Below are 19494 nucleotides of genomic sequence, written 5' to 3'. Positions count from 1 at the left end.
TGGCGGTGCCCGACGCCCCGTCCCCCACGGGTCGTCGAGCGCCGTACCTACCCCGAGCGGAACGAGGCACCAGCATGAGCATGATCCAGACGGGCAAAGTCGAACTGACCTCGGAGCACCCGGTCGAGAAGAAGGGCGGCCAGACCCACACCTTCACGCGGGTCGACTTCCCCACCCCGTTCCCGGCCGGATCCACCGTCATCGTGCAGACGACGGTGCAGACCTTCAACGGGCCCCACACCCCGGGGATCCGGCTGCACGAGGTGAGCGAGTCCGGATTCCTCATCCGGATGAACGAGCTGTTCGGCGCGGGCGTGACCGGTGACGGGGTCCACACCGCCGAGACCGTCGGCTGGACCGCCTACACCGTCTGACCGGGCAGGCCGAAGGCCGCCGCGGGGGCGGGCGGCCCCGTCCCCGCACACGGCACGGTGCCGGTACCGGGCCGACCGCCCCGGCGGGCCGCGGCCGCCCGCCCCGTGCCGCCGACGGCCGTCAGTCCGCGTGCAACGCGAACGGCGACAGGTCGTCGGCGTCGAACCCGATGCGGTCGTCGACGTGCAGGATCCCTTCGATGCTGCGCACGGCCCGGCGGACGGACACCGCGCTCGAACGGAGCCGCACCCGACCGGTCAGCGTGACGATGCCGTCCCGCACCTCGGCCCGGACGTGGGGCAGGTCCAACTCGACCATGAGCAGGCGCCCCACCCGGTGCAGGACCCAGGAGTCGGGCCGGGTGTCGACCTTCACGAGGTCGCTGCGGCTGACGATGCCCGCCAGCTCCCCGGTGTCCGAGACGACCGGAAGGCGCCTGATCCGGTGCTCCTGCATCAGGCGCGCCGCCTCGGCGATCTCCGTACGGGCGGCGACGGTCACGGCCGGCGCCGTCATCAGCCTCCGCGCCGTGACCGCCGACCGCTTGGTGCGGTCGGCCCCGGAGGCCCGGCCGTCCCCGTCCGCCAGCCGGTGCAGCAGGTCCGCCTCGGAGACCACGCCGAGGACGTGCCTGTCATCGTCCACGACGGGAACCGCCGAGATCGCGTAGCGGCCGAGTACGAGGGCGATCGTCCTCATGCTCGCACCGGCCTGGACGCAGACCACATCCGTCGTCATCATGTCGCGTACTCGGACGGCCATCGCTCTCTCCTCACACGCCCCCTCGCGGGGCACCCCGCCTCCGCGGGGGCGGCGGCCGCGACCGATCGGGGCCGGAGCGAGAAAGGTCCCGCCCGACGCACTCCCTGCGACGCCGCGCGCCGACGGGACGGCACTGGGCCCGGAGGCGTCCCGGGGGTAGCCTGGGACCGAGAGGGTGGGCCGGAACCGGGCCCCCGGAGCGGTGCCCGCCCCGCAGCGGGTCCCGCGCAGCGGCCCCGGGCGCGAGGCACCGCGAGCCGCATCGCCGGGGCCGGACGGCGAGATGAGGCACCATGCCCGCGGAGCAGCGCACGATCACGGTATTCCTCGTGGACGACCACGACATCGTCCGGCGTGGCGTCGGCGCGCTGTTCGCGTCCGAACCCGACATCGAGGTGGCGGGCGAGGCCGCCGACGCGGCCGGCGCGCTCGCGAGGATCCCCGCGGTCGAGCCCGACGTGGCGCTCCTCGATGTCCGGCTGCCGGACGGCAGCGGGGTGGAGGTCTGCCGCGAGCTGCGCTCACAGCGGCCCGAGCTCGCCTGCCTCATGCTGACCTCCTACGCCGACGACGAGGCCCTGTACGCGTCCGTGATGGCGGGCGCCTCCGGGTACGTCCTCAAGCAGATCCACGGCGCGGACCTGGTCGGAGCCGTCCGCACCGTCGCCGCGGGCGACTCCCTCCTCGACCCGCGCAGCACCGCGCGGATCATGCGCCGCATGCGCGAGGAGGCCGAGCGCAAGGACCCGCTGGCCGCCCTGTCCGGCCAGGAGCGGCGCGTCTTCGAGCTGATCGGCGAAGGGCTGACCAACCGGCAGATCGGCGAGCGCGTGTTCCTCGCCGAGAAAACCGTGAAGAACTACGTCACCAACATCCTGGCCAAGCTCGGGATGGAGCGCCGCACCCAGGCCGCCGTGTACGCCGCCCGCCTCAAGTCCGAGGAGTCCGGCGGCGGAACCTACTGACGGGCGCGGGGCGGCGTCCTCGGATCCCTTCGTCCCGGTCCCAAGGTCCCGGTCCCCCCTGCCCTTGGACGCTGCCCGTAAGGCTCCGGCGGCCGTAGCGTCGGTTGTGGGGGTTCAGTCGAGGGGAATGGAGCGACCATGGGCACGAGACCGGACGCGCCGGTGCTCGCGGCGGTCAATGGGACCGAGGCGAGCCTGCGCGCATTGGACTGGGCGGCCGACGAGGCGCTCATGCGCGGCCGCAGCCTGCGCCTCGTCTACGCTTTCGACTGGCCGCTGTACCACCGGGTGCCCCAGAGCGTCCCGGAATTCTCGGCGGAGCGCCTGGCACGGGACGTGGTCGAGGAGGCCGCGCAGCGGGCCGAGAAGCGCGCCCCCGGTCTGACGACGGCGGCGGTCTACAAGGTCGGCGACGCCACCCCGATCCTGTTGGCGGAGTCGGCCGAAGCCGAACTCGCCGTCATCGGGTCGCGCATGCAGTCCCGGCTCGGGGCGCTCATCTTCGGGTCGACCGCCATGGAACTGGCCGTCGCCGGACGCTGCCCGGTCGTCGTGGTCCCCGACCGCGAGCCCGAGCCGCCGGTCGGGCGCGTCGTGGTCGGCCTGGACGGCTCGGCCTCCGCACGCGCGGCGGCGGCGTGGGCGTTCGCCGCCGCCGCCCGGCGCGAGGCCGCACTTCGGGCGGTCATCGCGCACGAGCCGGTCTCCCACAGGCTCATGGGCCGCTGGGAGGCCCCGGTGCGCGACGGGTCCGAGCAGGCGGAGCTGGAGGAGGCCGCGCGGGAGGCGCGCCGGCTCCTCTCCGAGTCGCTGGCGGGCCTGCGCGAACACCACCCGCAGGTCGAAGTCGAGGAGTCGGCGGTCCCCGGCCACCCGGCCCAGGTCCTCGCCGACGCGTCGGCCCACTCCGACCTCCTGGTCGTCGGAAGCCGCGGGCGCGGCGGGTTCACGGGGATGCTGCTCGGCTCGGTGAGCCAGTCGGCCCTGGCCCACGCCTCCGTCCCGGTCGCGATCGTCCCCTCCGACCCGCACTGACCGACCCGCACCGACCTGCCGCCGCACGCGGAGAGGAGAAGACGATGACACGGACCGTCGCCGAAGTCATGACGGCCGGGGCCGCCTCGGTCACCGAGGAGACCGGCTACCGGGAGATCGTGGAGAGGCTGCTGGAGCGCAACACCAGCGCGCTTCCCGTGGTCGGCCGCGACGGACAGGTGCTCGGAGTGGTCACCGAGCAGGACCTGCTGCACAAGGCCGAGTTCAAGCAGACCGACCAGGGCGGGGACTACCGGCCACCGCTCCGGGCCCGGCTGCGTTCCCGGCTCACCGGGTCCGGTGTGCTGGTCGAGCGGGCCGACGAGAAGGCCGCGGCCACGACGGCGGCCGAGCTGATGACGAGTCCCGCGATCACGGTCGCACCCGACACCACGGTCGTGGAGGCCGCCCGCACCATGGAGCTGCGCGGCGTCAAGCGGCTCCCCGTGGTCGACGACGGCGGCCGGCTGGTGGGCATCGTCGGGCGCCGCGACCTGCTCCGGATGTTCCTCCAGGACGACAAGTCCGTCTCGGACGCCGTCGGTGAGGAGATCGGACACCTGAGCCGTGCGGTTCGAGGGGCCGACCTGTCCCACTCGGTGTCGGAGGGGACCGTCACCCTGACGGGGTCGGTCCGCTACCGCAGCACGGCGCACGCCCTGACCCGGCTGATCAACCGGATCGAGGGGGTCGTCTCGGTTGACGACCGGCTCACATGGGAGGTCGACGACCTGCTGCCGCCGTACAGCACGATGCCGGGCCGGGTGTAGCGGCCCGGAACGGCGCCGCCCGGAGGGGCGACGGACACGCCGTCCGGAGAACCGCCGGCGGTGCGGGGGACGCACCACCGGCGGTCGGCGTGTACGGGCCTGTCCCCACCGGGACGGCCGCCGCTGCCGAGGGTAGAATCCCGTGTGCGACGGGAGGCCCATGCAACCGTGGGCACGTCGCTCCGGAGGTGGGCCGTGTCCGACGACGCCCGACCCGACCCCGCGCGGACGATGGTCCCGCAGATGCGGCTCGACCAGCTCCTCGCCGAACTCCAGAACCGCCTCGGCAGCGTCGCCTCGGCCCGCGGCCGGGTCCACTCGCTCCTGAACGCGGTCGTGCTGATCGGGTCCGGCCTGGACCTGGAGACGCTGCTCAGGCGTCTCGTCGGCGCCGCCATGGACCTGGTCGACGCCCGGTACGGGGCTCTGGGCGTCATCGGGGCCTCCGGCGAGCTGGAGCGGTTCATCCCCGTCGGCCTGGACGACGGGGAGATCGCCGCCATCGACCACTGGCCCGAGGGGCTCGGGATCCTCGGGGTGCTGATGAAGCACCCGCAACCGCTCCGGCTGCGGGACATCGGCGAGCACCCCGAGTCGCGCGGCTTCCCGCCCGGCCACCCGCCGATGCGCGGATTCCTGGGGGTGCCGGTGCGGGTGCGCGACGAGGTGTTCGGCAACCTCTACCTCACCGAGAAGGCCGGCGGTGCCGACTTCGACGAGGACGACGAGGCCGTCGTGGCGGCTCTGGCCACCGCCGCGGGCGTGGCCGTGGAGAACGCCCGCCTGTACGAGGGGTCCCTGGAGCGCGAGCGGTGGCTCAGCGCCTCCGACGAGATCACCACCCGGCTGCTGACCGGGGACGACATCGACGATGTGCTGCGCCTGCTGGCCGAGCGGGTGCGTGCCATCACCGGCGCGGACCTGGTGGCCGTCGCCGCGCCCCAGGCCTCCGGCGGGACCCTGGCCGTCCGGGCGGCCGACGGGCACGGGGCCGGGGTGGTCCGGGGGCGCACCGCCGCCGTCCACGGCACGCTCGCCGGGCGCGCCTTCCGCAGCGATGCGCCCGTCAGCGCCGACATGGCCCGGGGGGACGGCGGGCCGTCACCGCTCTTGGAGGGGCTCGGCCTGGGCCCGGTGCTGCTGGCGCCCCTCACCGGGGGCGAGGACGCGCACGGCGTGCTGATCCTGGGCCGCCGTGCGGGCGCCCCGCCGTTCCCGTCGGCGGCCGCCCGGACACTGCACACGTTCCTCGGCCACGCGGCGCTGGCCCTGGAGCTGGCGAAGGCGCGCGGCCGGGCCGAGCGGCTGAGCGTCCTGGAGGACCGCGACCGCATCGCCCGCGACCTGCACGACGTCGTGATCCAGCGCATGTTCGCCGTCGCGCTGTCGCTCATGGGCTGCGTGGACCGCATATCCGCCCCGGAGCCCGCCCGGCGGGTGCAGCAGGCCGTGGACGACCTCGACGACACGATCAGGCAGACGCGCTCCACCGTCTTCGAGCTCCGGCACGCGGACGAGGAGCGGCTGTGGCCGCGCGCCCGGATCCTGGACGCGGTAGGTGCCGCCACCGATCATCTCGGCTTCCCGCCCGCCCTCCGCCTGGAGGGCCCCATCGACGGCACGGTCTCCGACGAGCTGTGCGAGGAGGTCGTCGCCGTGCTGAACGAGGCGCTGTCCAACGCCGCCCGGCACGCGCGTGCGTCCTGCGTCGATGTGGAGGTCCACGCCGTGGTCGGCGGGGACCTCACGGTGGAGGTGCGGGACGACGGGGTGGGCCTGCCGGAGGACGGGCGCCGAAGCGGGCTGGACAACCTCGCCGAACGCGCCGCCCGCCACGGTGGCGCGTTCACGGCCCACCGGCGCCCCGAGGGAGGCACCCGCCTGGTGTGGCGCGTCCCCGCCTCCGAGGCCGCCGACGCCCCGCACTGATCCCGTACTTCAGGCGGCACCTTCGCCGAGGTCGTCACCGGGGTGCGGACCCCGGTCGGTCCGCGCCGTCCGACTCCTGCTCCCGGCTGCGCACCACCACGACCGGCACGTCTGCGTAGTGGAGTACGCCCTGGCTCACCGAGCCCAGCAGCAGTCCCGCGAACCCGCCCCGGCCGCGGGAGCCGACGACGATGAGGTCGGCGTCGGCGCCCGCCTGGAGCAGCGCGTGCACGGCGTTGTCCTCGACGGCGGCGGCTCGGGCGGGGACGTCGGCGGTGGCTTCGGTGCGCGCCTCCTCCACCATGCCCTGCACGTGCTTCTCGGCGGTGTGGGCGGCGAACCGGTGCTCGACGACGTACGAAGGGCCGGACAGCGCTCCGGTGTCGATGGGGGCCGGGATCTGCCAGGCGTGCAGCGCCAGGACCTCTCCGCCGACCCGTGCGGCCTCCTCCAGGGCGAAGCGCAGTGCGGCGTCGGCGTCCCGCGAGCCGTCGATCCCCACCACCACACGGCCGCGCCGCCGGGCCCTGCGCTCCCCGTCGTCCTCCTCCTTCGGCCCGGGGACGACCGCCACCGGGCACGGCGCGCAGGCACTGACCCGGATGCTCACCGAGCCCAGGAAGACCGATCCGAGCCCGCCCAGTCCGCGCGATCCCACGACAGCCACGGCGGCCGTGCGCGCTGCGGCGCGGAGCGCGTGGACGGCGTCGGCGGAGGACACCTGCGTGCGCGCCTCCAGTCCGGGATACCGGTCGTGCAGGTGCGCCAGCGCCCGCTCCAGCAGGTGCGCCGCCCGCTCGGCCGTCTCCGGGGTCGGCGTGAGCCGCACCGGGTGCCCGAAGGGCACCGACACCAGGGGCATGTTGAGGGCGTGCAGGATGAGGAGGCCGCTCCCCCGTTCGACGGCCGCGCGGGCCGCCCACTCCAGTGCCGCCTGCCCCGGTGCGGAGCCGTCCACCCCTACGACGACGTCCCCTCGGCCGGCGTCGGCCGCAGGGTCCGCGTTGGAGCCGCCCCCGTCGGATGTGATGCCCATGGTCCTGGTCCCCTCCCTCGCGCCGCGGCCGCCGTCGGCACGGCGGCGCTCCGCTGCGGGACCAGACGGTCACCGGGGCCGGAGCGGCGGTCGTGTCCGGCAACGCCATCAGTCTGGCCGCCGCCACCGCCGCCGGGTAGCACCGTGGTTCCCGGCGGGTAAGGGCCTCGGCCCCGGCCGGTCGCCGTGGCGCGCAGATTCCGGCCCGGGCGGCCGATGACGGGCCGTCCGCCGCCACAGCGCACGGCTGCGTGCGCGATTCGTTCACGCGACGCCGATTCTGTTGTGAATCCGGCTTCTATGTGCCCTATCGGCCCGCCGAAGAATCCATGGGCGCCTCCCCCTCCTCCGGCGGGAGAATCGGCCTCCCGATTCCGGCGTAGGACGAAGGGGCGAAGCAATGGAGACGGTCACCGACGGCGCGGCCGAGCGGAGCGACGGCATCCGGCCGAACGAGAAACTGGTCCCGACACTGCCGTGCGCGGCCCCCGAGGAAACCGAGGAGTTCTACACGGCCCTCGGGTTCACGGTCGCCTACCGGCAGCGGAGGCCCTACCTGTACCTGGCCTTCTCCTGGAGCGGCATCGACGTCCACTACTTCGGCCCGCCGAAGGTCTTCGCCCCGGAGAACCAGGACACGGGCGGGTGCCTGGTGATGGTGGACGCGGTGGCCCCCTACCACGCGGCGTTCGTCCGGGCGATGCGCGAGGCCTACGGCAAGGTCCTGGCGAAAGGGTGCCCGCGCATCACCCGGCTGCGGCCGGGGGCGTCGCGGTTCACCCTCGTCGACCCGTCGGGCAATTCGCTGATCTTCATCCAGCGCGACGAGCCGCAGGAGCTGGAGTACGGCGGCTCGAAGGAGCTGGAGGGGCTGCAGCGCGCCCTGGACAACGCGAGGATCCTGCGGGAGTTCAAGAACGACGACCGCGCGGCGATGAGGTCGCTGGTCTCGGCGCTGCGCAGGCGGTCCGAGGGCGCCTCCGACGTCGACCGGGCGCTGGTGTACGCGACTCTGATCGAGCTGGCGGTGGCGCTCGGTGAGCACGGGAGGCGCGCGGAGTGGGAGGTGGAACTGCGGCGGATCGACCTCGACGGGGAGGAGCGGGACCGTGTCAGGGAGGTCCTGGCGAATGTCGACGCGTCGGACGAGTGGTTCGGCGGTCCGGGCGGGGAGGCCGCGGGGGCCGACTGACCACCGGATCCGCCGACGCCCGTCAGACGACCGCCTCGGGGTTCCCGGCGTCGAGGCGGTGCACGCCGGTCCGGTCGCAGTGCGGGGCGAGGAGCTCCCGGAGGTCGGCCACGGCGCTCTTGACCTCGGCCCCGTCCTGTCCCCCGCGGACGGTCTCCAGGATGAACACCGCCCGCGCCGAGTCCTCGGTGACGCGGGTGCGGTGGGCGTCGCGGTGGTTCCAGTGGCGGGTGAGCACGCCCGCCTCGTCGGCGTAGACGATCTCCCCGGGGCGCGGGGCCTCCACCGTGTCGGGCTGGCCGAGCGGGGTGAAGGCCTCGGTCCCCTCGGCGTGGCGGATGGCGACGCCGCCGGAGACCCGGTCCAGGTCGAAGGCGCCCGCGGGCAGGCCGTGGGCGACCGAGACCGCGTTGTAGGCGTCGACGGCCGGAGTGATGCGCGGAAGGACCCCCTTCTTGGCCAGGCGGCGGCCGAGCGCGTCGACGCTGGGGCGGAGGCGGCGGGGGTTGGTGCCGAACGCGCGGTAGGCGGCGTGCCAGGCCTCGATGCGCGGGTCGGCCTCGTCGGCGGGTGCCCAGGTGCCGTCGGCGACGCGCCGCTCCAGGTCGTCGAGGGCGGCGGTGGCGGCGGGCCAGGGCTCACGGCCCCGCAGGCCGTCGGCGGTGACCAGGGCGACGAGGGTGTCGGGGAAGGCCTGGGCGACCCCCGGGGCCAGGCGGAAGGCGGTCATGGGCGGTTCTCCGATCCGCACCCGGGGGTGCGGAGCTGTAGGATTCAATGGAACGACTTCAAAGTACATTGGATCGACCGCCACATGTCAACCGAACGACCGAAGAGCGCATTGCCATGACCGGTCCGGGACGGGCGGAGGAGGGCGGCGGCATGGCCGAGGAAGCGGCGCTGAGGACGGTGGCGCGCAACGTCCGGGTGGCCCGGCTGCGCGCGGGGCTGTCCCTGGAGGAGCTCGGCCGCCGCGCGCAGGTGAGCAAGGGGGCCCTGGTCGGCCTGGAGAAGGCACAGGGCAACCCCAACCTCGCGACCCTGGTCCGGCTGGCGGACACGCTGGGCATCCCGGTGTCGAACCTCTTGGACGGCCCGCCCGAGGACAGCGTGCGGATTGTGGACGCCGGGGGCGTGGCGCCCCTCTGGGAGGGCGAGCGGGGCGGGTGGGCCCGGCTCATGCTCACGACCTCGGGCCCGGCGCCGACGGAGGTGTGGCGCTGGAGCCTGGAGCCGGGCGAGGAGTACCCCAGCCACCCGCACCAGGCGGGGGTCGTGGAGACGGTGAGCGTGACCTCGGGCCGGATGGTGCTGGTGGTCGACGGCGACGAGTACGGCGTGGAGGCGGGCCAGACGGCCGCGTTCGCCGGGGACGTCTCCCACGGGTACCGGGGGGCGGGTGGCCGGACGTGCGAGCTGGTGATGACGGTCCACCTGCAGCCCGCCCCGGCGGAGGGGGGCGCGGCCTCCTAGAGGCCGCCGCCGGGCCTCAGTCCACCCACTTCAGATACTGCCCGTGCGGAGCGGCGACGGCCTTGGGACGCCCGTCGAGGGCCACGACGAAGTCACCGGTCTGGAAGGGTGCCGTCGAAGGAAGAGCGCGCCGGACGTCGGGGAGGGTCCCGGGGGACTCGTTGGAGATCCAGTGGCACGGCGCGTCCTGCACGAGCGCAACGAATTCCCGGCGCTTCTCCTCGGCGGGATAAGGGAGCACGGCACTGTGGAAGACCACAGGGGTGGCGCCGTCCGGAACCTGTTGGAGGAGCGACGCGAGCGCCTGCGTCAGGTCGCCCTGGATGACCGGGGCAGGGTGGTTGCGGGCGGTCTCCAAGGCCGCGCGGAGGCGTTCCAGCCGGTCGTTCCGACCGGGCCAGACGAGGCACTCCAGCCAGCGCACGTCGTCAGGGTCGGAGGGGTCCAGGGGGTTGAGGTCGATCCCGGCACGCCAGGCGACCCGGGGCGGCCCATCGGGGATCGGGACGGGCCCGCTGGTCGCGCACTCCAGAAGCGGCCGGGCGTCGGGGGCGCCGATGGGCGGGCCGGCGTCGTAGCTGTAGCGGTAGCGGTCGGGGTGCAGGCAGAGCCCGGCGGAGGCACCGACCTCGATCAGGGCGAGGGGTTGAGGAAGGGCGGCGAGGATCGGGAGGAGCGCGGCGCAGCGGGCGGGTTCGTTGGTCTGGATACTGCGGCGGCGCATCGTGGCTTCGACCCGGTCCCAGTGGTCGAGGAGCCAGGAGCGGAAGGCGGGGTAGTCGCCGATCGGCCCGCCGTGGAGACGCACCGCGGCGAGCAGGAGGTTGGGCTGCCGCTTGGGAAGGGGCAACCGCTCGATGAGAGCGAGGAGGTCCGGGTCGACAGCGATGCCATCGGCGAGGACGGAGTAAGTGGGAGACGTGGCGCAGGCCTCATGGTGAGCGAACCAGCGATAGCGCTGGTCGGTCGAGAACGCCGAGATCTCAGACTCCATCAAGGCCGCCTCTCCAAGAGCGTCGAGCCTCGACTATAGGAGCCGGACCGAGCGCAAATCGGTGGGCCCCGGGGGGCGGATTCCCCCGCAGAAGCGGAGAGCAGACCGCCTCGGACATCTCTCCCGGGGGGTCCATCCCCGCGTGCGCGGGGAGCAGGGTGGGGCGTCACCAAGGTGCTCGGGGTGGCCGGGACCATCCCCGCGTGCGCGGGGAGCAGAGGCACACCCGCGCGTTTTCGCTGGTCACAGAGGGACCATCCCCGCGTGCGCGGGGAGCAGGACGTGCCGCCGGTCTTGACCTCGGGCTGGTGGGGACCATCCCCGCGTGCGCGGGGAGCAGCGGTTCCTGCCGATCCCCGGGAAGGGGTTCCTGGGACCATCCCCGCGTGCGCGGGGAGCAGCGCCCCACCCGCACCCTCTACCGGTGGCACGCCGGACCATCCCCGCGTGCGCGGGGAGCAGAGCTCAAGTACCGGGTTGCGGACGTGGATACCGGGACCATCCCCGCGTGCGCGGGGAGCAGATCAGTAATAGATTCTGCAACAGCGGCCAATGGGGACCATCCCCGCGTGCGCGGGGAGCAGTACCCCAAAGAGTAGAATGTTTAGCAGGCCACGGGGACCATCCCCGCGTGCGCGGGGAGCAGTCTCCGTGACCTGGCACGATACACCAAGCAACCTCTTGTTTTGAACCACTTCCGCTCCCCCTCCCCCTGGTCCCTTCCGGGCAAAATGACCGCCATGCAGAGTCGCTGATGATCGTTCTCCCCGGCCCCACCGGCCACTCTTTATCGCATAATTTCACGCTTCGCACACACCACGCTGGGGAACGTGACCGCGGCCTTCTCAGGCCGCCGACCACCGGGCGGGCGCTCACCTCGATACTCGCCCTCGGCGTCGTCGGGATCGTCCTCGTCTACGTCTTCCGTGAGCGTGTGCGGAGCCGGTGACCTTGACGACCGTCGCCCGGCACTCCCTCACCCGTCTTCGTGGGAGGCCGGGGCGACGCTCGAACCGCGGATGCGGCCGCGACCGCGGCGGTCAAAGGACGGTGCAGGACCGGCCGTTGAGCGTGAAAGCCGTCGGCTCGGGGTTGCTCCCACTGTGGGAGGCGTTGAAGCCGACACTGACCGACCCACCCGAGGGGATGCTCCCGTTCCAGCTCGCGTTGGACACGCTCACCGTGGAGCCTGACTGCGACCAGTCGCCCGACCAGCCGTTGGAGATCTGCTGGTCGGCGGGGAAGTCCCAGGACAGCTCCCACCCGTCGAGCGCGGAGGACCCGTTGTGCGTGACGGTGACTTCACCGGTGAAGCCGTCGGCCCACTCGTTCGGGACCGAGTAGTCGACCTCGCACGCTCCGGGTGCCGCTCCTTCCCCTGTGGTGGCCGCGACCGGCAGGGAGGGGTCGGAGGCGTTCCCGGCGGCGTCGTGGGCGACCACGGTGAAGGAGTACTCGGTCTCCGGCTGCAGGCCGGTGACGGTCGTGGAGGTGCCCGTCGCGCTCGCGACCTGCTCACCGCCCGCGTGCACCGTGTAGCGAACGACACCGACGTTGTCGGTGGCCGCAGGCCATGACAGCTCCACCGAGGACGACCCGACCTCGCCGACCTGCGGCTGTCCGGGGGCGGTCGGTGGCTCGGAGTCCGAGGCCCCTCCCTCCGCGAGCGCGTCGTGGACCGCGCCGTAGGCGGGTTTGGGGTTGTAGTCGTCGCTGAAGAGGAGGGGCGCGCCGTACCCCGGGAAGACGTCGGGCACCCAGGAGTACTTGTCGACGATGCCCCAGACCGTGACGCCGATGCAGCGGTCCACCGCGAGGCAGGCATCCATAACCTGGCGGTAGTCGCGCGCCTGCTGCTCCAGCTCGGCCTGGTCGGCGGGCGTCTGGATGCGCACGTCCAGCTCGGTTACCGCCACGTCCAGGCCGAGGTCGGCGAAGCGCTGGATGTTCTGCTGCATGTCGCCGGGCACCTGACCGTTGATGAGGTGGGCCTGCATGCCGATGCCGTCGAGCGGGACGCCCTGCTGCAGCAGGGAGCGTGCCAGGTTGTAGTAGGCGTCGCTCTTGGCGTTGATCCCGTCGATGCTGTAGTCGTTCAGGTACAGCTTCGCGTTCGGGTCGGCCTCATGGGCCATACGCAGGGCATCGGCGACGAAGTCCTCACCGAGGGTTTCGTAGAAGACCGAGCCCCGCCAGGAGCCGTCCTCAAGGAAGATCTCGTTGGCCACGTCCCAGTAGGCCACCCGGCCCGCGTACCGTCCGGCGACCGCGTCGATGTGTTCGCGCATGACCTGGCGCAGCTCGTCCTGGCCGAACCCGCCGTTGGACACCCAGGAGGGGAGCTGGCTGTGCCAGACCAGCGTGTGACCGCGTACGCGCTGGCCACGGGCCTCGGCGAAGTCCATGAAGGCGTCGGCGTTGCCCCAGTTGAACTGCCCCCGCGAGGGCTGGAGCGCATCCCATTTCATGGCGTTCTCGGCGGTGGCGGCGTTGAACTCGGTGCCTGCGAGCCGCGCGAAATCGGGGTCGTTGTTGAGGTGGTCGGCGCCGAGGGCGGCCCCGATCTCGAAGCCTCGGGCCTCGGCGTGCTCCCGAAGCGGTGCGTCGGCGTGGGCGGGGGCGGGGACCAATAGCACGGCACCGGCGAGCAGGGCCGCCGCCCCGGCACCGAACCACCGCCGCAACCGCGAGGGGTACCGCGCGCGGGGGCGACCGGGGTGGTGGGGCCCATGTCCTTCCGCTTCCATGTCGCTCCTCCTGGGGGCCGGATGAACGTTCGCGAAATGGGAGCGCTCCCATTCACAGGTGAGGAAATTAGCACCGAGAGTGACGACCCGGGAAGGAGTCATCACCGAGACAAATCAGCACCGGTGGGGTAGCCCGTCACACCATTGAAGCGGCGGGTCTCCCCATGCCTCGTGGGCGGCCTATCCGGCCGCGCCCGCTACTGGGCTCATGGAAGTGGGCATCGGTCGGTAGCGGTATGGGGGTCACGGTGCCCCACTCCCCCGCGCGCGCGGGGAGCAGTGCCGAGACCCCAAGGGCCACCGCAACGAGTGGGGTCCATCCCCGCGCGCGCGGGGAGCAGCGCTCACTCACCCGCGACAAGCGCCTGCTGGTGGGTCCATCCCCGCGCGCGGGGAGCAGGGCGCGATGATGCCGGTGCAGGACCGCGTCACGGGTCCATCCCCGCGTGCGCGGGGAGCAGGACGCCCTGTACCGCGCCAGCCGGTTCCCGCAGGGTCCATCCCCGCGTGCGCGGGGAGCAGCACCGACGCCGACGCCTGCGCAGCCGCCGAAGCGGTCCATCCCCGCGTGCGCGGGGAGCAGGATGGATTGCAGTAATTATCGCGGGGGTCGGTGGGTCCATCCCCGCGTGCGCGGGGAGCAGCGCGAACCGATGATCGCCACGATCGACGACTGGGGTCCATCCCCGCGTGCGCGGGGAGCAGTCATCGGACGAAGCGCTGCTCCGCTTCTTCGTGGGTCCATCCCCGCGTGCGCGGGGAGCAGACTTGTTGACCTGGGACGACACACCAAGCAAACTCTTGTTTTGAACCACTTCGCTTACTCAGAGGGGCGATGTCCGAACCTTCGTGCGTCCCGGAAATCTACCGCCCCACCCGCACAAGCGCTCGCTGAAGCCCTCTATTCGCTGATCAGGATGACCGCCGGGTCCTCGAAGGAGGTCCAGCCGCTCAGTTCGACCTTCTCCGGCACGGCGCTGCTCGGTAGGTCGAACGGGATCTTCCCCTCAGCGGTGCTCCCCGGGTTGACCTCCTCGAAGAGGGTTCCGCCCTCTTCGGCCAGGACGCTGGCCGACTCGTCGGGCGAGTACTCCTTGCCGTCGGTGTCGATCACCCGGGCATCGGTCGAGGCGAAGTACTCGGGCTCGTTCCCGACGTTCCGCGCCTCCACCGACACGACGACGTACCGCCCCTTCGGCTCGGACGAGAACGGGGGCTCCCCGAACGTGTCCACATCGTCCTCGACCCGCGTCACCGTGAACTCGAACCCGCCCGACATGGCGGGCTCACCGACGCCCACAGGACCGCCGTCCTCACCGCCACCGGACGTGCCACCGCCGCTGTCGGACAACCGGTTCACCAGCACCGTGCACCCCACGACCACCAGGATCGCGAGAACGGCCAGCGCCGCGCAGCCGATGCCGATGATCTTGCCCCACGGTGTCTCCTTCCCCTGCCCCTGGGGCGGGTACGGCGCGTACCCACCTCCGGGAGGCGGATAGCCGCCGCCCGGAGGCACACCTCCCCCGGGTGGAGGAGGCCCCTGTCCCGGAGGCGGCCCTCCGGGCGGAGGTCCTCCCCACCCGCCCGGAGGCGGTCCTCCCTGAGGCGGCCCGCCGGGAGGTGCGCCGCCCGGGGGCGGGCCCGCGTTCATCGGTCCGGGTGGCGCCTGTCCCCCGGTCGGGTAGCCGCCGTCGGGCCCTGGCCCAGGAGCGGGGCCGGGGCCAGGGCCTCCGTGCCCCGGAGGCTCACCGCCGGACGGCGGCGGGCTGTACCCCGGAGGCCCGGCTCCCGGGGCCCCTGCCGCTCCGCCCGACGCGCTCGGCTCACCCGCGCCGCCAGCGGCACCGGGAGCGTTCGGGCCGCCCGCGGCCCCACCCTGTGGTCCGTACGGGCCCGGCTCGCCGTACGCGGGGGCGAACCTCGGGCCGCCCCGCTCCCCCGACGGCGGTGGGCCGCCGACCGGACCGCCCGCCCCGGGCACACCGGTCGGAGGGGTCTCCGGAGCGGGTGGCGGCGACGGCATCTGCGCAGGCCCGGTTCCCTCAGGAGCGGCACCCTCTGCCCCTGCTGCGGGACCGAAGGAATCGGACGGACCACCTCCCGGCGCCCTGTAGCCACCGGGGTCTTCGACGTCCTCTCCCCGACCGGCATTCGCACCGCGCCCGACAGGCTCATCCGGCCTCGCCGCCTCGCCCGCCCCCTCGCGCGGAGGCGGCGCGTCGTCGGGCCACGGCCCCCGGCCGCTCGCCTCGTCCCCCTCCTCGGACGGGTGTCCGCCCGCGTCCGGATCCCTCTCGGTCATCGCCTCGCCCCCGCTCGCAGGGCGGCCCCGGACTCGGCTCCCCCCGGGCCGCCATCGCATCGAACGCGAGAAGTGCTACCCGGAGTTACGGAAGAGACAAACTCCACTCACTGTGCGTATTGGGCAAACAGGTCGGGGAGGTCGGCCCCGGCCGCTTCAGGACGCGGGCACCGGCCCCGAGCGCCGCACCCACAGCGCCAGAACGACCACCGGCAGGACGAACACCGCCGCGAACGCGTTCAGGCCGCCGAACCCGGCCACGGACAGCAGCACCCCCGACATCGCACCGGCCGACGCCCCGCCCAGGTTCATCGCCAGGTCGGTCACGCCCTGCGCCCCCGGGCGGCGCTCGGCGGGCAGCGCCTCGGCGAGCATCGCCGACGACGCCACCAGCCCGAACGACCACCCCAGCCCCAGCAGCACCAGCCCCGTCATCACCAGCGGCTCGCGGTGGTCGGACGTGCCCGCCACCGCCACCGCCACGACGAGGACCACCTGCCCCGTGACCAGCGTGGGAATCCGCCCGATCCGGTCCGACAACCACCCCACCAGCGGGGACAGCGCGTACATCCCGGCGATGTGCAGGCTGATCGTCACCCCGATCACGGTGAGCGCCGCCCCGCCGTGGGACATGTGCACGGGCGTCATCGTCATCACCGCCACCATCACGGTGTGCGAGGCGACCGTTCCGACGAGGGCCAGCAGCGCGCGCGGCGTGCGGGCGATCAGGCGCAACGACTCCAGCGGCGGTTCCTTGCCCGCGCTCGCCGCCGTGTTCCCGCCGACCTCGCGCGCCACCAGCAGCGGGTCCGGGCGCAGCAGCACGAACGTCAGCACACCGGCGAGGAGGAACGCCGTGCTGGAGAAGAGCAGCGGCCCGAGCAGCGGCTCCAGGCCGAGGGGGCGGGCGACCGCCGCCCCGGGACCGGTGAGGTTGGGCCCCGCGACCGCCCCCACCGTCGTCGCCCAGACGACGAGCGACAGGTCGCGCCCGCGCGTCGCGTCGGCGGCGAGGTCGGCGGCGGCGTGCCGGGCCTGCAGATTGGTGGCGGTCCCGGCGCCGTACAGGGCCATGCCCGCCAGGAAGACCGGGAACAGCCCGGCCTGGGTGCCCCCGATGGCGACCCCGCCGCCCACGGCCGCGATCAGCCACCCCGTGCCGAGACCGGGGCGCCGCCCGCGGCGCGCCGCCAGTCCCGCGAGCGGCAGGGCGAAGACCGCCGCCCCGAGGGTGATGGTGGTGGTGGCCATGCCCGACCAGCTCTGCGAGCCGGTGAGGCCCTCGGCGATGAGGCCGCCCACGGACAGCGCCGCGCCGACGCCGAGACCGCCGATGACCTGGATCGTCACCAGGACGCCGACGGCCCACCGCTGGACCCGCACAGGGTCGTGTCCGCTCCCGGCCAGGGTCTGTCCGCCGCCGCGCGCCTCCTCGGCCGTCGTCATCGCGCGTCCACCGCCGCTTCCCTCGCCCGGCGCGCCCGATGCCGTCGCACGGCGCGTCAAATCGTCATATGACCGGGGCAATGCTATGCGGCGCCGGTGACGGACCGAAGAGGCGCCCCTGGGGCTCGGCCACCGCGCGCCCGCGCGGGAGGGGCGAGGACACGGGAAGGGCGAGGGCGGCGGGATGGTGCCGACGGCATCGGCGACCCCCCATTCACCGGCCCCTGCCGGACGCGGGGCCATCAGAGCACAAGGAAGCAGGCGGCGACGAGGAAAGGTCGGCGGCCCTCGCGGCAGCGTTGACGATCGCACGGAGTGTGCGTGGTCACCGTGATGAGCGGCGACGGCACATGCGGGGCGGCTCCCCGGGTCTATCTGCCGGGCGGCGGGCCGCCGGAGTGTGAGGTAGCGGGCAACGACGGCAGAGCAGGTGCCCCGCTCACGGGCCCCGGCCGCCTGCGGGCCGTCGGGGTGTGAGGTGGGAAGGCGGCCGACCTCCGTCGTCGCTGCTGCCTTTCCTTGCGCTCCGGCGGCCCGGCGCCCGGCAGGAGCCCATGAACGGGGCACCAGTCCTGCCGTCGCCGCCCATCACGTTGACCGTCCGCATGTACGGCCCGCTGAACTTCGCCGTCGCCGCCTCTTCACCTGGCACTCCGGCGGCCTGCCACCCGGCAAGCAGCCCGGAGCCGGGTACCAGCCGACCCCATCGCCGCCGACATCGGTGACCATGCACACGCCCGGCGGCCGACAACACTGCCGGAAGGAGCGCTGACCTCTGTCGTCGCTGCCCATCCGCCCCGCGCCCCGGCGGCCCGACCCGGCCGGTGCCCGTGGCCGGAGCCCGTGAGCGGGGGACCTGCCCTTTCGCCGCCTCCCGGTCCGAGAGGGGGCCGCCGCCCGGCGGGCGAGGCCGGAACCCCTCCGGCGTCGGACGTCACCGCCGAAAACGGCGGCCTTCTGCACCTCCGGCACCCGACCGCGCGACCGCAGGGGCCGCCGATCCTCGTCACCCGCCGAACGGCCGGAGGCCGGAACCGGGGGCCTACCGTCCGCCGTACCGCCACCTCAGGAAGTCGTACTCGCGCTCGGTCTTGCGCATCTCCCCGTAGAGCGCCTCGGGGTCGGTCGCGTGCACGACCGCTCCCCCGGGCGGGACGGGCCAGCGCGCGAACGCCCAGTAGCGGCGGGTGTAGGCACCCCACACCACCACCCACGCGCCCTGCTTCTGCCACTCGATGTGAGCGGCCACGCGCCTGCGGTCCTCGTCCTCATCCTCCATCGCAGGGGACGCCATACCCGCACGCATGACGGGCGAAAGGGCCGAAAGTGGACGGCCCTCCCCTCTGGACACCGGGCGCGCGTCCGCTCCCGGAAACGGGGTGGAGGGGGCGCTCCAGCCGACGCGGGTACCGCGGCCGACGCCGGGGCGGCTCCGACGCCCGGCCGGGCCCGAGGGCCCCGGCCGGGCGTCGGAGCCGGACGCCTGAGTATGCCGACGGAAAGTGAGAGCGCCTGTTCGCCGGTGCTGACAGCGCTCTGGTGGCTCGGCGCGACGCGGTGTCGGCGGGTTCCGGCACCGCCACGGCCTTCCTCGTCGCCGGGCGTGGCGGCCGCTCGCCGCACCTCAAGGTCGTCCGGCCCCGCTTCGCTGCGGGCAGCGCTCCGCCTTGGCCTGCGGCTTCGCTGACGGCATTGGGGGCGGCCGCCGGAGAAGGGCAGGCGCACCCCGTCGCACACGGCGCCGTCAGGACTCATCGACACAGCCCTGCGGCGAGCGGAGGCGCTGTCGAGTCTCATCGACGAACGCTCTCCGCGCTCACGAACGAACTCAGGCGTCAGCGAGCGCCGGAGGACGTCAGCGGACGCCCGCGGCCTGCCTGCCGGACACCTGCTCGGACCCCGGAACCGGCTCGGCCGGGTCCTCTCCGAGCTCGATGATGCGGTTCTCCCGGTCGACGTGCACGATGCTGGGCGTGTGCCGCCCGCGCTCGGCCTCGTCCACCTGGGCGTAGCCCATGATGATCACCAGGTGCCCCGGCTTGACCAGGTGCGCCGCCGCGCCGTTGATGCCGATCACACCGCTGCCGCGCTCGCCGGTGATCGCGTAGGTCACCAGCCGCTCGCCGTTGTCGATGTCGACCACGTGCACCTGCTCGCCGTCGACGAGGTCGGCCGCCTCCATGAGGTCGGCGTCGATGGTGATCGACCCCACGTAGTGCAGGTCGGCCTGGGTCACCGTGGCGCGGTGGATCTTGCCGTTGATGAGAGTGCGCTGCACGTTCTCGGTCCTCGTTTCGCGTTCTCGCCGTCTACAGGCCTCGGAGAGGTCCCGTGCGGCTCCCATGATGGCGTGCCCGCTCGACCACCGAGAACGCGGGGGCCCGCCCGGGTGTTCCCGGGCGGGGCCGGAGGGGTCCGGCGGGGGAGGCGGCCGCCGCGGCCCCCGGCCGATGGTGTCCGCTGAA

16 protein-coding genes and 2 CRISPR repeat arrays are annotated in these 19494 nt (G+C 73.5%); of the genes, 7 read left to right on the top strand and 9 right to left on the bottom strand.

Annotated elements, in window-relative coordinates:
- Positions 1–74: 74 nt before the first annotated feature.
- On the top strand, positions 75–374 hold the full coding sequence (locus D476_RS0112490; RefSeq protein ID WP_017624277.1) for a hypothetical protein: 300 nt from the start codon (positions 75–77) through the stop codon (positions 372–374).
- A 121-nt stretch (positions 375–495) separates the two neighbouring features.
- Here D476_RS0112490 and D476_RS0112485 read toward each other — a convergent pair whose 3' ends face one another.
- On the bottom strand, positions 496–1137 hold the full coding sequence (locus D476_RS0112485) for a CBS domain-containing protein (protein ID WP_026123449.1): 642 nt from the start codon (positions 1135–1137) through the stop codon (positions 496–498).
- A gap of 293 nt (positions 1138–1430) precedes the next feature.
- Between D476_RS0112485 and D476_RS0112480 the strand changes: the two genes are divergently transcribed.
- The 4 genes from D476_RS0112480 (at position 1431) to D476_RS0112465 (ending at position 5836) form a co-directional block, all read left to right on the top strand.
- On the top strand, positions 1431–2102 hold the full coding sequence (locus tag D476_RS0112480; protein WP_017624275.1) for a response regulator: 672 nt from the start codon (positions 1431–1433) through the stop codon (positions 2100–2102).
- A gap of 138 nt (positions 2103–2240) precedes the next feature.
- The gene (locus D476_RS0112475; RefSeq protein WP_017624274.1) at positions 2241–3137 is read left to right on the top strand and encodes a universal stress protein; all 897 of its coding nucleotides are present in this window, start codon (positions 2241–2243) and stop codon (positions 3135–3137) included.
- Between the two features lie 44 nt (positions 3138–3181).
- On the top strand, positions 3182–3907 hold the full coding sequence (locus D476_RS0112470) for a CBS domain-containing protein (RefSeq protein ID WP_017624273.1): 726 nt from the start codon (positions 3182–3184) through the stop codon (positions 3905–3907).
- Between the two features lie 231 nt (positions 3908–4138).
- Entirely contained in the window at positions 4139–5836 is a 1698-nt protein-coding gene (locus D476_RS0112465) for a GAF domain-containing sensor histidine kinase (RefSeq protein WP_086002637.1), read from the top strand.
- A 34-nt stretch (positions 5837–5870) separates the two neighbouring features.
- Here the strand turns inward: D476_RS0112465 and D476_RS0112460 are convergent, their stop codons facing one another.
- Positions 5871–6872, bottom strand: a complete 1002-nt coding sequence (locus D476_RS0112460; protein WP_017624271.1) for a universal stress protein — start codon at positions 6870–6872, stop codon at positions 5871–5873.
- Positions 6873–7272: 400 nt separating this feature from the next.
- On the opposite strand from D476_RS0112460, the gene D476_RS0112455 reads away from it, so the two are divergent.
- On the top strand, positions 7273–8064 hold the full coding sequence (locus D476_RS0112455; protein ID WP_017624270.1) for a VOC family protein: 792 nt from the start codon (positions 7273–7275) through the stop codon (positions 8062–8064).
- A 22-nt stretch (positions 8065–8086) separates the two neighbouring features.
- Here D476_RS0112455 and D476_RS0112450 read toward each other — a convergent pair whose 3' ends face one another.
- Entirely contained in the window at positions 8087–8794 is a 708-nt protein-coding gene (locus tag D476_RS0112450; RefSeq protein ID WP_017624269.1) for a B3/B4 domain-containing protein, read from the bottom strand.
- A gap of 152 nt (positions 8795–8946) precedes the next feature.
- On the opposite strand from D476_RS0112450, the gene D476_RS0112445 reads away from it, so the two are divergent.
- The gene (locus D476_RS0112445) at positions 8947–9537 is read left to right on the top strand and encodes a helix-turn-helix domain-containing protein (protein WP_026123448.1); all 591 of its coding nucleotides are present in this window, start codon (positions 8947–8949) and stop codon (positions 9535–9537) included.
- 16 nt (positions 9538–9553) lie between these two features.
- On the opposite strand, the gene D476_RS0112440 is transcribed toward D476_RS0112445, so the two are convergent.
- The 6 genes from D476_RS0112440 to panD all read right to left on the bottom strand — a co-directional run bounded on the left by D476_RS0112440 (position 9554) and on the right by panD (position 19307).
- Entirely contained in the window at positions 9554–10531 is a 978-nt protein-coding gene (locus D476_RS0112440) for a DUF2332 domain-containing protein (protein ID WP_017624267.1), read from the bottom strand.
- Between the two features lie 128 nt (positions 10532–10659).
- A CRISPR array of direct repeats spans positions 10660–11177; the repeat unit is 29 nt; unit sequence GGGACCATCCCCGCGTGCGCGGGGAGCAG.
- A gap of 394 nt (positions 11178–11571) precedes the next feature.
- On the bottom strand, positions 11572–13278 hold the full coding sequence (locus D476_RS0112435) for an endo-1,4-beta-xylanase (RefSeq protein WP_026123447.1): 1707 nt from the start codon (positions 13276–13278) through the stop codon (positions 11572–11574).
- A 432-nt stretch (positions 13279–13710) separates the two neighbouring features.
- Positions 13711–14044: direct repeats of the CRISPR family, unit length 29 nt; unit sequence GGGTCCATCCCCGCGTGCGCGGGGAGCAG.
- A 135-nt stretch (positions 14045–14179) separates the two neighbouring features.
- The gene (locus D476_RS0112430; protein ID WP_017624265.1) at positions 14180–14797 is read right to left on the bottom strand and encodes a DUF4352 domain-containing protein; all 618 of its coding nucleotides are present in this window, start codon (positions 14795–14797) and stop codon (positions 14180–14182) included.
- A 942-nt stretch (positions 14798–15739) separates the two neighbouring features.
- Positions 15740–17029 carry an MFS transporter gene (locus D476_RS0112425; protein ID WP_017624264.1) on the bottom strand — a complete coding sequence of 430 codons (1290 nt, stop codon included), beginning with the start codon at positions 17027–17029 and terminating at the stop codon, positions 15740–15742.
- A 1042-nt stretch (positions 17030–18071) separates the two neighbouring features.
- A complete protein-coding gene (locus D476_RS0112420; protein ID WP_017624263.1) occupies positions 18072–18308 on the bottom strand; it encodes a hypothetical protein in 237 nt (78 codons plus the stop codon).
- A gap of 576 nt (positions 18309–18884) precedes the next feature.
- The gene (panD, locus tag D476_RS0112415; RefSeq protein ID WP_017624262.1) at positions 18885–19307 is read right to left on the bottom strand and encodes an aspartate 1-decarboxylase; all 423 of its coding nucleotides are present in this window, start codon (positions 19305–19307) and stop codon (positions 18885–18887) included.
- Between the last annotated feature and the right edge of the window lie 187 nt (positions 19308–19494).

It is taken from the genome of Nocardiopsis chromatogenes YIM 90109 (genome assembly GCF_000341185.1).
Lineage (GTDB): Bacteria > Actinomycetota > Actinomycetes > Streptosporangiales > Streptosporangiaceae > Nocardiopsis_A > Nocardiopsis_A chromatogenes.
Note: the sequence above shows the minus strand (reverse complement) of the source record. Positions and strands in the feature narration are given on the sequence as shown.

What these genes read in the sequence shown, in the direction of transcription:
- D476_RS0112490 (WP_017624277.1), top strand. Translation starts at nt 75, where the DNA reads ATGAGCATGATCCAGACGGGCAAAGTCGAACTGACCTCGGAGCACCCG.
- D476_RS0112485 (WP_026123449.1), bottom strand. Translation starts at nt 1,137, where the DNA reads ATGGCCGTCCGAGTACGCGACATGATGACGACGGATGTGGTCTGCGTC.
- D476_RS0112480 (WP_017624275.1), top strand. Translation starts at nt 1,431, where the DNA reads ATGCCCGCGGAGCAGCGCACGATCACGGTATTCCTCGTGGACGACCAC.
- D476_RS0112475 (WP_017624274.1), top strand. Translation starts at nt 2,241, where the DNA reads ATGGGCACGAGACCGGACGCGCCGGTGCTCGCGGCGGTCAATGGGACC.
- D476_RS0112470 (WP_017624273.1), top strand. Translation starts at nt 3,182, where the DNA reads ATGACACGGACCGTCGCCGAAGTCATGACGGCCGGGGCCGCCTCGGTC.
- D476_RS0112465 (WP_086002637.1), top strand. Translation starts at nt 4,139, where the DNA reads ATGGTCCCGCAGATGCGGCTCGACCAGCTCCTCGCCGAACTCCAGAAC.
- D476_RS0112460 (WP_017624271.1), bottom strand. Translation starts at nt 6,872, where the DNA reads ATGGGCATCACATCCGACGGGGGCGGCTCCAACGCGGACCCTGCGGCC.
- D476_RS0112455 (WP_017624270.1), top strand. Translation starts at nt 7,273, where the DNA reads ATGGAGACGGTCACCGACGGCGCGGCCGAGCGGAGCGACGGCATCCGG.
- D476_RS0112450 (WP_017624269.1), bottom strand. Translation starts at nt 8,794, where the DNA reads ATGACCGCCTTCCGCCTGGCCCCGGGGGTCGCCCAGGCCTTCCCCGAC.
- D476_RS0112445 (WP_026123448.1), top strand. Translation starts at nt 8,947, where the DNA reads ATGGCCGAGGAAGCGGCGCTGAGGACGGTGGCGCGCAACGTCCGGGTG.
- D476_RS0112440 (WP_017624267.1), bottom strand. Translation starts at nt 10,531, where the DNA reads ATGGAGTCTGAGATCTCGGCGTTCTCGACCGACCAGCGCTATCGCTGG.
- D476_RS0112435 (WP_026123447.1), bottom strand. Translation starts at nt 13,278, where the DNA reads ATGGAAGCGGAAGGACATGGGCCCCACCACCCCGGTCGCCCCCGCGCG.
- D476_RS0112425 (WP_017624264.1), bottom strand. Translation starts at nt 17,029, where the DNA reads ATGACGACGGCCGAGGAGGCGCGCGGCGGCGGACAGACCCTGGCCGGG.
- D476_RS0112420 (WP_017624263.1), bottom strand. Translation starts at nt 18,308, where the DNA reads ATGGAGGATGAGGACGAGGACCGCAGGCGCGTGGCCGCTCACATCGAG.